This window comes from Pseudomonas sp. MWU16-30317 (assembly GCF_020515695.1).
In the GTDB taxonomy this organism is placed as follows: domain Bacteria; phylum Pseudomonadota; class Gammaproteobacteria; order Pseudomonadales; family Pseudomonadaceae; genus Aquipseudomonas.
In genome coordinates, this window is record NZ_JAIWJA010000002.1 from 207,783 (window position 1) to 221,755 (window position 13,973).

Sequence of the window (13,973 nt, forward strand, 5' to 3'; positions counted from 1 at the left end):
CATGTCCCAGAAAATACTAGGCGCGTTCTTCGACCACAGCCGCCACAAACTTCAGATTCGCAACGTCGACGCACTGCTCGACGTCCTCTGCTTCGAAGGCACCGAGGCTCTGAGCCAACCCTTCAACTACCGCATCGAATTTACCTGCCTCGACCGCGATATCGCCGCCGACACCCTGCTCGGCAAAAGCGCCAGTTTCAGCCTCCACGAAGCGCCCCACAATTTGCCCCCGACCTTCCTCGGCCTCCCGGTACCCGAGATCAAGCCATTACGCGTGCTAAACGGCGTAGTCACTGCCTTCAAACGCCTGTCCGGCTCTGTCGACGAAGCCCGCTACGAAATCACTCTTGAGCCGCGCTTGGCCTTACTGGGCCGAGGCCAACAATTCCGAATCTACCAACACCAATCCGTCCCGGAAATCGTCGAAAGCATCCTGCGCAGCCGCCACGAATTCCGCGGCCAGGACTTTCTCTTCGAACTGGTGCGCGAATACCCCAAGCGCGAACAGGTCATGCAGTACGGCGAAAGCGACCTGGCGTTTATCTCGCGGCTGTTGGCGGACGTCGGCATCTGGTACCGCATCACCCGTGACGAACGTTTGAACATCGACGTGGTGGAGTTTCACGATCACCGGCGCTACTACCAGTTCGACGTCAAAATGACCTATTACCCGGAATCGGGGTTGAGCAGCAGTGGCAAAGACGCTGTATGGGCGCTGCAATCCAGCCACCAGGTCGTAGAAAAGAACGTCAATGTCCGCGCTTATCACCACCGCTTCGTCAACGTACACCTCGATGCTGACATCGATCGAACCCGTGGCGCCACCACCACCTATGGCGAGGCCTATCACTACGCCGAAGCCTATACAGCACTGGGCGACCCCTATGCTTATGACGACGACCTGGAAGCCGAAAGCGGTTATTTCTACGGCCGAATGCGGCATGAGCGTTATCTCAATGGCCAGACGCAGCTGACCGGTATCAGCAGCAGCGCCACCCTGGCCCCCGGTCAGCAACTGAAAATTTCCGGTGGTGCGCCACACGCCTTCGATCCTGGCGCAGTCATAACCCGCCTGACGGCCCGCGCCGCGCGGGACAGTAGTTTGGAAGTCAACTTCGAGGCGATTCCCTACTCGGAAACCGTCTGTTTCCGCCCCCCGTTGCAAGACAAACCGAAAATCGCCGGCACCGTCCCCGCCCGTGTCACCAGCAACCGCAAGGACGACCCGTTTGGCCATATCGATCTGGAAGGGCGCTACAAGGTCAACTTCCTGTTCGACCGCGATACCTGGAAGCAAGGTATGGAAAGTGTCTGGCTGCGCCTGGCGCGTCCCTATGCCGGCGACACCCACGGTCTGCACCTGCCGCTGATCGCCGGCACTGAGGTGGCGATCGCCTTCGAACAAGGCGATCCGGACCGGCCCTACATCGCCCATGCCCTGCACGACAGCAAGCATCTCGATCATGTGACCTTGCGCAATTACAAACGCAATGTCCTGCGCACCCCCGCCAATAACAAACTGCGCATGGACGACACGCGCGGGCAGGAGCACGTCAAGCTCAGTACCGAGCACAGTGGCAAGAGCCAGCTTAATCTGGGGCATTTGGTGGATGCCGAGCGACAAAAGCGCGGCGAAGGCTTTGAGTTGCGCACCGATGGATGGGGCGCGATTCGGGGTGGGAAGGGGCTGTTTATCAGTGCCGATGAGCAGGCCAAGGCCCAAGGTGACATGCTCGCAATGACGCCAGCCACACATCTGATCGCAGATGCAAAACAGCAAGTCGCCGACTGGCAGGACATCGCCCAGGCTCACCACAGTCGTCCGCCAGCCCTCGACGGTTTGCAGCAATTTCAGGACAGCGCCAAGGACCTCAGTGCTTCAGCCATTGTGCTCAGTGCGCCCAAAGGCATCGGTGCGGTGACCCCGGCCAGCCTGCTGCTCAAAAGCGGCGGCGCGCTGTACGTGCAAAGCGAAGACGAGATCAACCTGGCGGCCGCTAAACGCTTGTCCGCCCATGCCAATCAAGGCATCTCCTTGCTGGCCCAGCAGGAAGGCATGCGCCTTGTCTCAGGCCAGGGCCCACTTGAAATCGAATCCCACGGCGACCTGTTGAACCTGACTGCTCAGCAAGACATCACCGTGCAATCCGTACAGGGGCATGTGCAGTTGACGGCCAAAAATGGCATCACCTTGGGGTGTGGTGGCGCTTATATCCGTATTACGCCGCAAGGCGAGATTCAGATTCACGGTCCGGGGCTGATCAGCATCAAGGGGCAACATCGCCTGAATACGGCCACCAGTGAAGACTTCCCGCTCCCGGAGTTACCCGGCTCGGTGTGCAAAGAGTGCTTGAAGAAGGCACAGGCCGCTGCTCAAGGTTTCGTACCTCGGGAGGCACAGGTATGACTAATGACTTGCGTCGTACCTGGATCGAGCTGTTGGAAGTGTCCTGCGCACAAGTGCCTATCACCTGCCTGGATATCATCATTGATCAAGCCGGCAGCGATTCTCCATTGCTGCCCAGTGTTCTCAGTATCGAGCCCGCTCTGCCTTGCTACTCATTGTTCACAGGGCTGCCAGAGGCCGGTGCCGATGAACTGGCGCCGTTACTGGTACGGGTTGACTTGGGGCAGCCCCTGCAACGTCAGTGGCTGGTTGGTCTGATGCAGGCTCTGGATGGCCGCTCGCAATTATTGGTGTTGGCCTCGCTCTGGCCATTTCAGGCCTTGGCACAGCACCTCAGCCGATGCCTGGAAGCGCGTCATGGCGGATACCTGGGGTTGTTGCGGTATTACGATCCGCGGCTGTTCCCATTGCTGTTTAGTCATGTGCTTGAGCCAGAACAACAGCAGCCGCTGTTGCGCCCGGCGGTTTTCTGGAGCTGGCTGGACCGTGACGGCCTGCCCAGACGGCTTTCGGGTGTCGCCGATACGCACGAGGTGCCCGACGACATCACCGTTCTCGAACTCTCCGATAGTCAACTGGAAACGCTTAGCTGTGCCAGTGATGCCACGGTGGCGATGGTGAGTCTTGCCGAGGCATTGCCTTCTGATTGGAGCGCCGAGCAGCATTTTGACGCGTGCTATGTGGCGATGCTCGATGCCACCGAAGCGGGGTTGCTACTTGCTCCCGAACGTGAGGCTCACACCCTCGAAAGATTACGCAGTGCCTGCGCGGCACCTCATAGCGAAGACAGGAAATGAACGTCATGCCCAACTCCATGGACGGCAGGTATCGCCTCGCCCTAGTCGGGACACTGGTTGGTGTATTGCTCGCGCAAACCGCCTCGGCCAGCACGCTTGAAGCCGTTAACCACACGCACTGGGCGATCAACCGCTTTAGTGTCGATGGTCGTTCGGGGATCGACATCATCGGGCCGTACCAGAGGGGTGGAGGAGGTTGTTGTTATATCGCGCCTTCCAACTGGAAGTCGGGGATGACTGTGCGTGTTGATTGGGAAACTGGTGTGGCTTACTCCTATGACAATCCTGGTCTTGCAGATGAGGCGAAATACGACGCTTGGCTGGACAAAATAGATGCACAAAAGCGCCAACACAGCAAAGTAGTCCCCGTCCCCGACTACACCGGCCAAAAAGCCTGCGGGCTCACCGTGCACTTCCTGCCCTGCGATGAGCTCCAGGTCACCACCTCCTGCTACGCCTACGGCAGCCCCGAATACCCGATCAAGACCCCGCTGCACCTGCCGGAGGCTCAGTCATGTCCGAAGTGAAACATGCCAGTGTCTGGCTGCCGCCGCCATTTCCAGCAGAAGGTCGTTTGCCCCGGCGCGTCGAACAGGTTCAGCAAAATATCCTGCGCCAATGCGAGCTTGAGCGCGGCTACCAGGATGCATTGTGTCTAGCGGCCGGTTACCGAGTGACGCCACCGTGCTGCAAGACCTTGCATATCAGCCTGTTTTTCGACGGTACCGGCAACAACCTGAACGATGACCTGTACCAGTCCAGCGTGGCGCACCCCACCAACATCGCGCGCTTGTTTCGCGCCACCATCGGTGATGGCTATGCCGGTGGCACAGGGCACGGCGACCACGCCCAGCGACTGATCGACGCAGCCGGGACTGGCAATGGTCAGTACTTCAAGTACTACATGCCCGGCGTCGGTACGCCATTCGCGGAAGTAGGTGACCTGGATTACTCGTGGGCCGGGCTGGGCGCTGCCTGGTTCGGTGAAGAGCGGATCAACTGGGGCTTGTTGATGCTCATTGATGCGCTACGGCGCACGTTGGGCCTGCCGCGGCTGGACAACGCGAGTCTCAAGGCGGCAGTCGGTGCAATGGGCACGGTGTTGGGAATGGAATCCATCATGGGGCCCGCCAACCGTGCCCTGGAGTTCAGCAAGCAGCTCAAGGCCATTGAAAAACCGTTGCGCCTGGCGCTGGCACAACCTAATCCCGGTACCTCGAAGCTGTTGGGTATCAAGGTGTATGTCTACGGGTTTTCCCGTGGCGCGGCGGCGGCGCGGGCCTTTGTCAGTTGGTTGAACCAACTGATGCGCTACCGACCGTTCCTCAAATCGGCTGATCTGCAGATTCCGCTGAGCGTCGAATACCTCGGGCTGCTGGATACCGTGGCCTCCGTGGGCATCGCCGATATCTTGCCAGGGGCGAGAGGTCACATGGCCTGGGCGGATGGCAATCAGCAATTGCCCGGCGGTGGGCTGGTCAAACGTTGCCTGCACCTCGCGGCGAGCCATGAGCAGCGCCTATGTTTTCCGCTGGAGTCGATTCGCCGCGAGAGCGGCAGTTATCCGGTGAATAGCGTGGAGGTGATGTATCCGGGAGTGCACTCGGATTTGGGGGGAGGGTATCCGCCGGGGGATCAGGGGAAGGCCAACAGTAAGGGCAGTGTAGAGGGGGACGGTCTATTACTGTCACAGATCGCATTGAATGACCTCTACGCTGATGCATTAGCTTATGGAGCACCTTTAAAAGTTCTTGGCAGTACCTTGCCAATCGGGTTACGTCATGAGAAGTGGCGGGCGATGGACATCGAGTTGGCACAACAATTCGAAGTTGCGCCGATGCTTGTCAAGCGCTTCAACGCCTGGCGTCAAGTAACCCTAGGCCTACCTCCTGTTACCCAACCGTTACCTACCGAGCAAATTGAACGCTATCAACCCCTCACGTCCACCACCACGCTGGAGCAGGCAGCTCGCGCACAACTCGGCTGGATCACTGCGTGGCGCATCGACCGATACGCTTTCGCCAGCCTGAAGCAGCAAAAATTCTACCTTCATGCGACCGATACCCATGCGGACGAATCAAAGCGTGTTAAGGCCAAGGATGCACGAAACATAAATCAGAAAGCGGTCGAAAAACGGCGCCGCCAGCAACTGGCCAAAGAGCGCACAGGCCAAACCCCGAAAAAGCCACCGGAGCCTGGGGTCAAGGATTTCGATGCGGACATGGCGCAAACCCAATTGCGCGAAGCCGCCGAGGAGTTCGGCACGGCGTACCGTGACCCTGACCATCTGGCCTCCAGCCTGAGTCGAGTGCTGCCGGCCAACGCTCCGCCCCTGGTGGTGCTGCGCGTCATCACTGCCGACGCACGGGTCGAAGGCCGGCAGATGAAAGCGGCCGGACGGGCAAGAGTCAGTCAGTTGTTTCCGCCCCCCGCCCGTTACAGCAACCATGCAGATGAAAATACCCGCGGCCTCGTGGATGAAACCCTCAACGCGATGCAGCCGGTAGGGCTCTTGCGCGCATTGTTCGATGACCACGTTCACGATTCCCGCGCCTGGTTTCTTTACTCGTGGGGACGTGAACCTTTGGGCAGCTATTTCCGTGAACGCATGGTGTTTTTCGGTGAGGCCAGCCGACGAGAGCTTGCCCTCAATCCTGAGGCCAAAGCGACGATGCTTGCCGGGGGCAAGCCTTTGCCAACCTCGGGGGCTACGGTTGCCGCGCAACCTCCTGCCATGGATGCACAGCATCTGGCCAAGGCTCAGCAAGCCATCGATGCCCATTGGGAAGCCTTTTACGCCAAGGTCAGCGAGGCAAACAATGCGCCAGCTTGATTCCGTCTTTCGAAGCCCTGCCTCAGGAGTAACACCATTGTTCACTTCTGTTTCTCGCCGAGTGCTGATGGGTACCCTTTGCGGGCTGTTTGTGGCCGTGTTTCTGAATAGCAGCTTGGCTGGCACTCTTGAAGCCATCAACCACACGCACTGGGCGATTAACCGCTTTAGCGTGGATGGCCATTCGGGTATCGACATCATAGGTGCCTACCAAGGTGGCGGAGGGGGTTGCTGTTATGTAGTTCCGTTGCGTTGGAGCCCAGACATGACGGTGCGTGTTGATTGGGAAACGGGCGCTAGTGCCATGAGTGAACTCGCTGATGAGTTCCCCGGTTTCGGGAATTGGCCTAAGTATTTAGCCTGGAAACAAAAAGCCAATGCACAAAAACGCCAGCACAGCAAAGTAGTCCCCGTCCCCGACTACACCGGCCAAAAAATCTGCGGGCTCACCGTGCACTTCCTACCCTGCGATGAGCTCCAGGTCACCACCTCCTGCTACGGCTACGGCAGCCCCGAATACCCGATCAAGACCCCGCTGCATCTGCCGGAGCCTCAGTCATGTCCCAAGTAAAATGTCGGGTCCTGGTAGCGACGCTCTGGGGTTTGATCGCGGCTGTCTTTGCGCAGAGTACCCAAGCCAGCACGCTTGAAGCCATTAACCATACGCACTGCGCGATCAACCGCTTTAGTGTCGATGGTCGTTCGGGGATCGATATCATTGGTCCGTACCAGAGGGGTGGGGGAGGTTGTTGTTATATCGCGCCGTCGAACTGGCAGCCGGGGATGACGGTGCGTGTTGATTGGGAGACCGGAGTAGGATACGCGGATGATTCTCCTGGCTATGGCGATTGGCCTAAATATTTGGCCTGGGTTGAAAAAATCGACGCCCAAAAGCGCCTACACAGCAAAGTAGTCCCCGTCCCCGACTACACCGGCCAAAAAGTCTGCGGGCTCACCGTGCACTTCCTGCCCTGCGACGAGCTTCAGGTCACGACGTCCTGCTACGCCTACGGCAGCCCCGAATACCCGATCAAGACCCCGCTGCACCTGCCGGAGCCTCAGTCATGTCCCAAGTAAAATGCCGGGTCCTGGTAGCGACATTCTGCGGTTTGATCGCGGCTGTCTTTGTGCAGAGTGCCCAAGCCAGCACGCTTGAAGCCGTTAACCACACGCACTGGGCGATCAACCGCTTTAGTGTCGATGGTCGTTCGGGGATCGACATCATTGGTCCGTACCAGAGGGGTGGGGGAGGTTGTTGTTATGTGGCGCCGTCGAACTGGAAGTCGGGGATGACAGTGCGGGTCAATTGGGAAACTGGAGTGGCTTATCCCGATGGCTTTCCCGGATTTGCGGACGAAGATAAATACGAAGCGTGGGCGGTAAGATTAAGAGCACAAAAACGCCAGCACAGCAAAGTAGTCCCCGTCCCCGACTACACCGGCCAAAAAGTCTGCGGGCTCACCGTGCACTTCCTGCCCTGTGACGAGCTTCAGGTCACCACATCTTGCTACGCCTACGGCAGTCCCGAATACCCAATCAAGACCCCGCTGCACTTGCCGGAGCCTCAGTCATGTCCCAAGTAATGTGCGGCCTGAATATGGAGATGTGCAGATGAAGCCTGTGATTCGTCTGGGAGATACGTTGGCAGAGTTTGGTGGTGAAGTGCTGGAAGGACACTACGAGTGCGATGGCAAGCCCATGGCCTGTCAGGGCGATGCGGTGCACTGCGACCTGCACGGCCGCACCGTGATCGCCGAAGGCACCGACCTGCTGCACATCGACGGCCGACCGGCGGCGCTGCACGGTCATCGTTGCAAATGCGGGTGCACGCTGGTCAGCTCGTTGCCCGACACGCAGGTGGCGTTTTGATTGCCGCGCCGAAGTTTGCCGCTTACCCCTTGGTTCAGGCCCCGGCATACTCGCGATGGATAGCTAGTGGTGTGGCCTTGCCGGTTGTTCTGGGCGGTGTAGGCACGGGCTTGAGATCGGTCATTGAACCGCAACTGGCATTAAGCGCAGTGGCTTGTGTCTCGCTGGTGTGGTTGCTGGCACTGCTGTTGCGCATCTTGTATTTCAGGCTCAACCGCCATAACGCTGAAAGCTATCGGCAGGCGACCGAGCAAGTCAGCCAAGCCTGGTGGAAGCACCACCGGCAGACGGTAGGGCTGGTCGAGTCCGTGCTGGTTTCAGCGGCATGCACCACGCATGAAGATGGGCAGCTGCTTTTCACCTCGGACCATCAGCCACCCACACCACAGGCAGCGCATGAAGGGCGCGCGATTCATCTCGTTCAGGTATTCGGGAATGATATCGGCGAGCGTGAGCGCAATCTAGCGATCTTGCTCGCCCTGCAATGGCATCAACAACGAGATGAGCCTTCAGCCGTGCAACCGCTACGTTGCTACTGGCAGGGCTCATTGCCGGCCTGGCAAGCATTCGTAGAACAGATGGCACTTTGCTCTCCCTTGGTCCAACTCCCCGAGCAGCCCGAGCCGTGGGAGGGCATCCGTACCCTGGATACGGTTATTGACCAATTGCAGGGCGCACCTGCAGCGACCCGGGTCCTCTGCGCGGGTTGCCAATCCTCGCCTATCCAGCGGGACGATCACTTGCCAGCAGGAGAAGCGGCGGTGCTGTGGTTATTCGGCCCAAACGGCAATGTGCGTTTTTCGCGGGGTGAGTGGTTTTCAGCTAACGCCGAGCAGCTTTCTGCGGTGGCTAAGCGCGCTTTACGGCAGCGCGGACTCACGACTCCCACAGACGTATGCGTGTCGTTCTCTCAACCGGATGTACCTGAGCTTCCGGCGGCTGGCTGGAACATCAAACAGCATGTGCAAGATGCCAACTTCGGCGCCTTGGAGCGTTTACAGGCCATGGTCGTACAGACCTTGGCTGCCTGGTACGCAGAGCAGCACCAAGTGCCCTGCGCTTGGTTAGCGACCGATCCTCATCACACCTTGGCCCTTGGAATTGTGGAATCCGATGACTCAGCTAGTTGAATCTCCGAAAATATCCTCTGGCAAGACGGCGTTATTACTGGCGGGAATCCTGGCCGTGCTTGTCGCAGCGGGCGCTGGGATTTGGTGGTTATTGATGGAGCCTCGTCTTCTCAGCCGTGCCATGGTGCGTGATGTCTTGCTCAAGGGCGTATTGCTATGGGCAGTGTTGTTCGGCATGGCGCTGGTGGCTTGGCAGATTGTCCAGAAGGGAATTCGCAATCTGGTACTTGGTTCTTGGGCGCCACCCCAATCATCTTCTGGTGAACCCGATGAGCGGCCGGACCTGGCAGATATAGTCGGACGCTTGCGCGAGCACTACGGCCTCTTCTGGCGCCGCAAAGTCCGCCTGCTCCTGATCATCGGCGAACCCAGCGAAATCGCAGCCATCGCCCCCACCCTGGCCGAGAAATACTGGCTGGAAGGCCAAAACACCGTCCTGCTCTGGGGCGGTAGCGCCCAATCCAACCTGGAACAAACCTTCCCAACCCACTGGCGAGGCCTCAGCCGCTGGCGCGCCCTGGACGGCGTCGTCTGGGCCCTCAACCCAACCCAGGCCGCCGACGATGCCGCGATGGGCGCAGGCGTGCGTGAACTGCAACGCCTGGCCCGCGGCCTGAGCTGGAAGCTGCCGTTGCACCTGTGGCAAGTCTGCGACAGCGCCTGGCCGCAATCCACCCGCAAAACCGAGCCGGTCGGTTGTCAGTTGCCCGAACGCTTCACCGCCGCAGCGCTGGACACCGCGCTCGCCAGTCTGCTCGAACCGTTACGCCGTCAGGGCCTGGCGCAGATGAACACCGACATGACCCATGACTTCCTGTTGCGCCTGTCTCGGGATCTGCAGGAAGAAGCCATCGCGCGCTGGCGTCACACGCTGGCACCCCTGGCCAACGAGTTCGCCCGTGGCGTGCCGTTGCGTGGGCTGTGGTTCAGCCTGCCGGTGCCACCCACCCCACATGATTTGCAACACCACTGGCCGATCATTAAGGTGTGGAGCGGCGTACTGGACGACCACCCCAACCCCCAGCGGCTGGGCTGGAGTGTCCCGCGAGTCGCCTACACAGCGACCCTGGGCCTGGCAACCCTTTGGAGCGCAGGCTTGCTGATCTCGTTGGTCAGCAACCAAGTGCAGATCGCCCAGGTACAGACCTCGCTGGCTGCCCTGGAGCAACCCGGCAACGGCGATGCCCAACTGCATGCACTCAACGACCTGGTACGCGAGCTGTCCCGGCTCGATTATCGCGCCGAGCACGGCGCGCCCTGGTATCTGCGTTTCGGCCTGAACCAGAACCAGCGCCTGCTCGAGGTGGTCTGGCCGCGCTATGTCGAGGCCAACGACCGCCTCATTCGTGACCCCGCAGCGGCCACTCTGCAACGCCAACTCAACGCATTGATCCGCCTGCCAGCGGGCAGCGAGCAACGGGCCGAACGCGCCCAGAGCGCCTACGAGCCACTCAAGGCCTACCTGATGCTGGCCCGCCCGGAAAAAGCCGACGCCACCTTTCTCGCCACAGCCATGACCCACGCCGAGCCGACGCGCAACGGTATATCGCCAGGGCTGTGGCAAGGCCTGTCACCTACGCTCTGGCAATTCTACGGCGAGCACCTCGCGGCGCACCCGCAGTGGGCGATCAAGGCTGATGCCAAGCTAGTCGCCTTGACCCGCCAGGTGTTGCTCGGCCAGTTGGGTCAGCGCAACGCCGAAACCAGCCTCTACCAGCAGGTCCTCGACCTGGCCGCCAATCAGCACCCGGACATGGACCTGCAAAGCATGGTCGGTGAAACCGACGCCCTGGCCCTGTTCTACAGCGAAGCCAGCGTGCCGGGCGTATTCACCGGTCAGGCCTGGGAAGGCCAGGTACGCCGCGCCATCGACGATATCGCCGAGGCTCGCCGCGAGGAAATCGACTGGGTGCTCAGCGATCAGCAAGCCGATATCGCCGCCGAACTGACCCCCGAGGTGCTCAAGGAGCGCCTCACCGAACGCTACTTTCAGGACTACGCCAACGCCTGGCTGGATTTCCTCAACGGTTTGCGCTGGCATCAGGCCGACAGCCTGTCCGAGGTGATCGACCAACTGACCCTGATGAGCGACGTGCGCCAGTCGCCGCTGATCGCGCTGATGAACACCCTGGCCTATCAGGGCCAGGCCGGCACCCGCAGCCAGGCGCTGGCGGACTCGCTGATCCAGTCCGCGCAACAGCTGATCGACCGGGACAAGGTGCCGGTGATCGACCAACAACGCCTGACCCCACGCAGCCCACTGGACGCCACCTTCGGCCCGCTGTTGACCCTGCTCGGCAAAGACCCCGACGCCAAGGCCGATACCGATCGCCTGAGCCTGCAGGCCTTCCTCACCCGCGTCACGCGGGTGCGCTTGAAACTGCAGCAAGTCAGCAACGCCCCTGACCCCCAGGAAATGACCCAGGCCTTGGCCCAGGCGGTGTTTCAGGGCAAGAGCACCGACCTCACGGATACCCAATCCTACGGCAGCGTCATTGCCGCCAGCCTGGGCGCGGAATGGGCAGGCGTCGGCCAGACGTTGTTCGTGCAGCCGCTGCAACAGGCCTGGCAGCGCGTGCTGCAACCGTCGGCGGCGGGCCTCAATCAGCAGTGGCAACGGGCGATCGTCACCGACTGGCACAGCGCCTTCGCCGGCCGCTACCCCTTCGCCAAAACCACCAGCGATGCCTCGCTGCCCATGCTGGGGCAGATGATCCGCGCCGACTCGGGCCGCATCGAGCAGTTCCTGCAGCGCCAGCTGGGCGGCGTATTGCGCAAGGAAGGCAGCCGCTGGGTGGCCGACCCGCGGCACAGCCAGGGGCTGCGCTTCAACCCGCAGTTCCTGGCGGCCATCAACCAGCTCAGCCACCTGGCGGACGTGATGTACACCGATGGCGGCATGGGGCTGGGTTTCGAGCTGCGAGGCAAACCGGTGCGCGATGTGGTGCAAACCACCTTCATCCTCAATGGCGACAAGCACCACTACTTCAACCAGCGCGAATTCTGGCAGCGCTTCAACTGGCCGGGCCGCAGCGATCATCCGGGCGCGAGCCTGAGCTGGACCAGCATCCACACGGGCGAACGCCTGTTCGGTGACTTCCAGGGCACCTGGGGCCTGATCCGCCTGCTGGAAAAAGCCAAGGTCACGCCATTGGACGATAGCGACAGCCACTACCGCGTGGTGCTCAAGGCGCCGGACGGTATACCCCTGACCTGGAACCTGCGTACCGAGCTGGGGGCAGGGCCGTTGGCGTTGCTGAAATTGCGCGACTTCAGGTTGCCGCAGCAGATATTCCTGGGCGACGGCGTGGCGGATGTGCCCTATGCGCAGAATGGGAGTTTTGAATGAGTCTGCGTACTTTGATCGATCATTGCTTGGGCAAACGCGATGCCCTGACCTTGGGGCGCAGCCAGGCCGAGCGCTGGGAGCCTTTGCTGCAACCAATCAGCGATGCCTCGCCCGTAGGGCAAGATCCAGGGTATGACGATGACTTCCAGCACATGCGCGAGGAGGTCAACAAGTTGTCTGGAGCGGATGCCGAACGGGTGGTTCAACTGGCAGAAAAGCTGCTTGTCCAGACCTGCAAAGACTTGCGGGTAGCGACCTACTATTTGTGGGCACGCCTGCAGATGGATGGCGAAGCCGGACTGGCTGATGGGCTTACCCTGTTAGCGGCGTTAGTGGAGCGATACCCCGCCGATGTGCTGCCGGCTCGCGCCAATAGCCGCAAGATGGCTCTGGAATGGCTGGCCAGCAGCAAGGTGCTGGACAGCCTGTCGCTCTACCCGGAGGTGGTACGCAGCGAGGCGGAGCGTACCGTAGCGGCGCTGGCCTGGCTGGAGCGCGGGCTTGAGGCCTGGCCCCAGGACCAGCGTCCCGCCTTGGGCGCACTGTATGGCGCGTTGTCCACACGGTTGAACCAATCTGGCGGGGTGGATGCGCTGGTGCCGCAGCACAGTGCCAGTCATGACGCGAACGCGCACGGGGCATTGTCATCATCCCCGGCGATCAAATCAGGGCGGGACCTGTTGGACAGTGGCCGATCACTGGCGGGGTATTTGCGCGAACAGTCCCAAGGGTGGCTCGCGGCTCATCGTCTGATGAAGAGCCTGCGCTGGGACAGCTTGCACCAGTCGCCGCCCGAGGATGCAAACGGCAACACGCGACTGGCGCCGCCCCGTAGCGAATATCGGGCACAGCTCAAACGCCTGTACCTGCAACAGAGCTGGACCGAATTGCTCGATCTGGTCGAGCGGGTGTACGCCGAAGGGGTAAACCATTTCTGGCTGGATTTACAGTGGTACCTGTACCAGGCGCTGAGTGAACAACCGGTGCCACTAGACGGCTGGGCGGACATCGTCAAGCGTGATCTGGGTATGTTCCTCGAGCGCTTGCCGGGCCTGGAACTGTTGAAATGGAGTGACGGCAGTCCATTCGCTGACGAGACCACCCGTGACTGGATCACCCAGCACGTCAGCGGCAATCGGCCGGAACAATGGTTGCCGGCTCCCAAAGCCGCATTAGCCACGGCAGACACCGAAATTCTCGCACTGGAAGACGAAGCTTTGGCCCAGGCCGACAGTGATGGCGTTGAGGCGGCGTTGACTTGGCTGGCGCAGAGGCCCGGCGTGCACAGCGGGCGTCAGCGCTGGCTGCTGCGTCTGCTGATGGCGCGGGTCGTTGAACAATATGGCAAGAGCGATCTGGCCGTGCACTTGCTGGGGGAGCTGGACACGACTGCGCAGCAGCACGTCTTGCAGACATGGGAGCCGGAGCTGAATTTCGAGGTCAAGGCTCGATTGCTCAAGCTGCTGCGTTTGAAAGCGCAACGCAACGATGCCGACAAACCCGCTCTGGCCCGGCGTACCGAGGCACTGCTGGCCGCGTTGGTGGCAATTGATCCGGTACGCGCCGCAGTGCTCTGCGCTTGACATCA

Annotated in this window: 11 protein-coding genes; all 11 read left to right on the forward strand. The window is 60.7% G+C overall.

Annotated features, from left to right (window positions below; genetic code table 11):
* Position 1: 1 nt before the first annotated feature.
* The 11 genes from vgrG (at position 2) to tssA (ending at position 13,968) form a co-directional block, all read left to right on the forward strand.
* Complete coding sequence (gene vgrG, locus LIX93_RS05690; protein ID WP_226503042.1) at positions 2–2,407, forward strand: type VI secretion system Vgr family protein; 2,406 nt, start codon at positions 2–4, stop codon at positions 2,405–2,407.
* Complete coding sequence (locus LIX93_RS05695) at positions 2,404–3,204, forward strand: DUF4123 domain-containing protein (protein ID WP_226503043.1); 801 nt, start codon at positions 2,404–2,406, stop codon at positions 3,202–3,204. Before vgrG ends, LIX93_RS05695 begins: the two co-directional genes overlap by 4 nt.
* Positions 3,201–3,731 (forward strand): DUF3304 domain-containing protein, encoded by a 531-nt coding sequence (locus tag LIX93_RS05700; protein ID WP_226503044.1) that lies wholly within the window; start codon positions 3,201–3,203, stop codon positions 3,729–3,731. The genes LIX93_RS05695 and LIX93_RS05700 overlap by 4 nt, the downstream gene beginning before the upstream one ends.
* Positions 3,719–6,037 (forward strand): DUF2235 domain-containing protein, encoded by a 2,319-nt coding sequence (locus LIX93_RS05705; RefSeq protein WP_226503045.1) that lies wholly within the window; start codon positions 3,719–3,721, stop codon positions 6,035–6,037. Before LIX93_RS05700 ends, LIX93_RS05705 begins: the two co-directional genes overlap by 13 nt.
* A gap of 67 nt (positions 6,038–6,104) precedes the next feature.
* The gene (locus tag LIX93_RS05710; protein WP_226503674.1) at positions 6,105–6,608 is read left to right on the forward strand and encodes a DUF3304 domain-containing protein; all 504 of its coding nucleotides are present in this window, start codon (positions 6,105–6,107) and stop codon (positions 6,606–6,608) included.
* Entirely contained in the window at positions 6,596–7,114 is a 519-nt protein-coding gene (locus LIX93_RS05715) for a DUF3304 domain-containing protein (RefSeq protein WP_226503046.1), read from the forward strand. The genes LIX93_RS05710 and LIX93_RS05715 overlap by 13 nt, the downstream gene beginning before the upstream one ends.
* Positions 7,102–7,620: a DUF3304 domain-containing protein gene (locus LIX93_RS05720; RefSeq protein WP_226503047.1), complete on the forward strand. Its 519-nt coding sequence runs from the start codon at positions 7,102–7,104 to the stop codon at positions 7,618–7,620. The genes LIX93_RS05715 and LIX93_RS05720 overlap by 13 nt, the downstream gene beginning before the upstream one ends.
* A gap of 28 nt (positions 7,621–7,648) precedes the next feature.
* Positions 7,649–7,906, forward strand: a complete 258-nt coding sequence (locus tag LIX93_RS05725; RefSeq protein ID WP_226503048.1) for a PAAR domain-containing protein — start codon at positions 7,649–7,651, stop codon at positions 7,904–7,906.
* Between the two features lie 71 nt (positions 7,907–7,977).
* Positions 7,978–9,036: a hypothetical protein gene (locus LIX93_RS05730; RefSeq protein WP_226503049.1), complete on the forward strand. Its 1,059-nt coding sequence runs from the start codon at positions 7,978–7,980 to the stop codon at positions 9,034–9,036.
* 94 nt (positions 9,037–9,130) lie between these two features.
* On the forward strand, positions 9,131–12,385 hold the full coding sequence (locus LIX93_RS05735; RefSeq protein WP_226503050.1) for an ImcF-related family protein: 3,255 nt from the start codon (positions 9,131–9,133) through the stop codon (positions 12,383–12,385).
* Positions 12,382–13,968 (forward strand): type VI secretion system protein TssA, encoded by a 1,587-nt coding sequence (gene tssA / locus LIX93_RS05740; RefSeq protein WP_226503051.1) that lies wholly within the window; start codon positions 12,382–12,384, stop codon positions 13,966–13,968. Before LIX93_RS05735 ends, tssA begins: the two co-directional genes overlap by 4 nt.
* Positions 13,969–13,973: the final 5 nt, after the last annotated feature.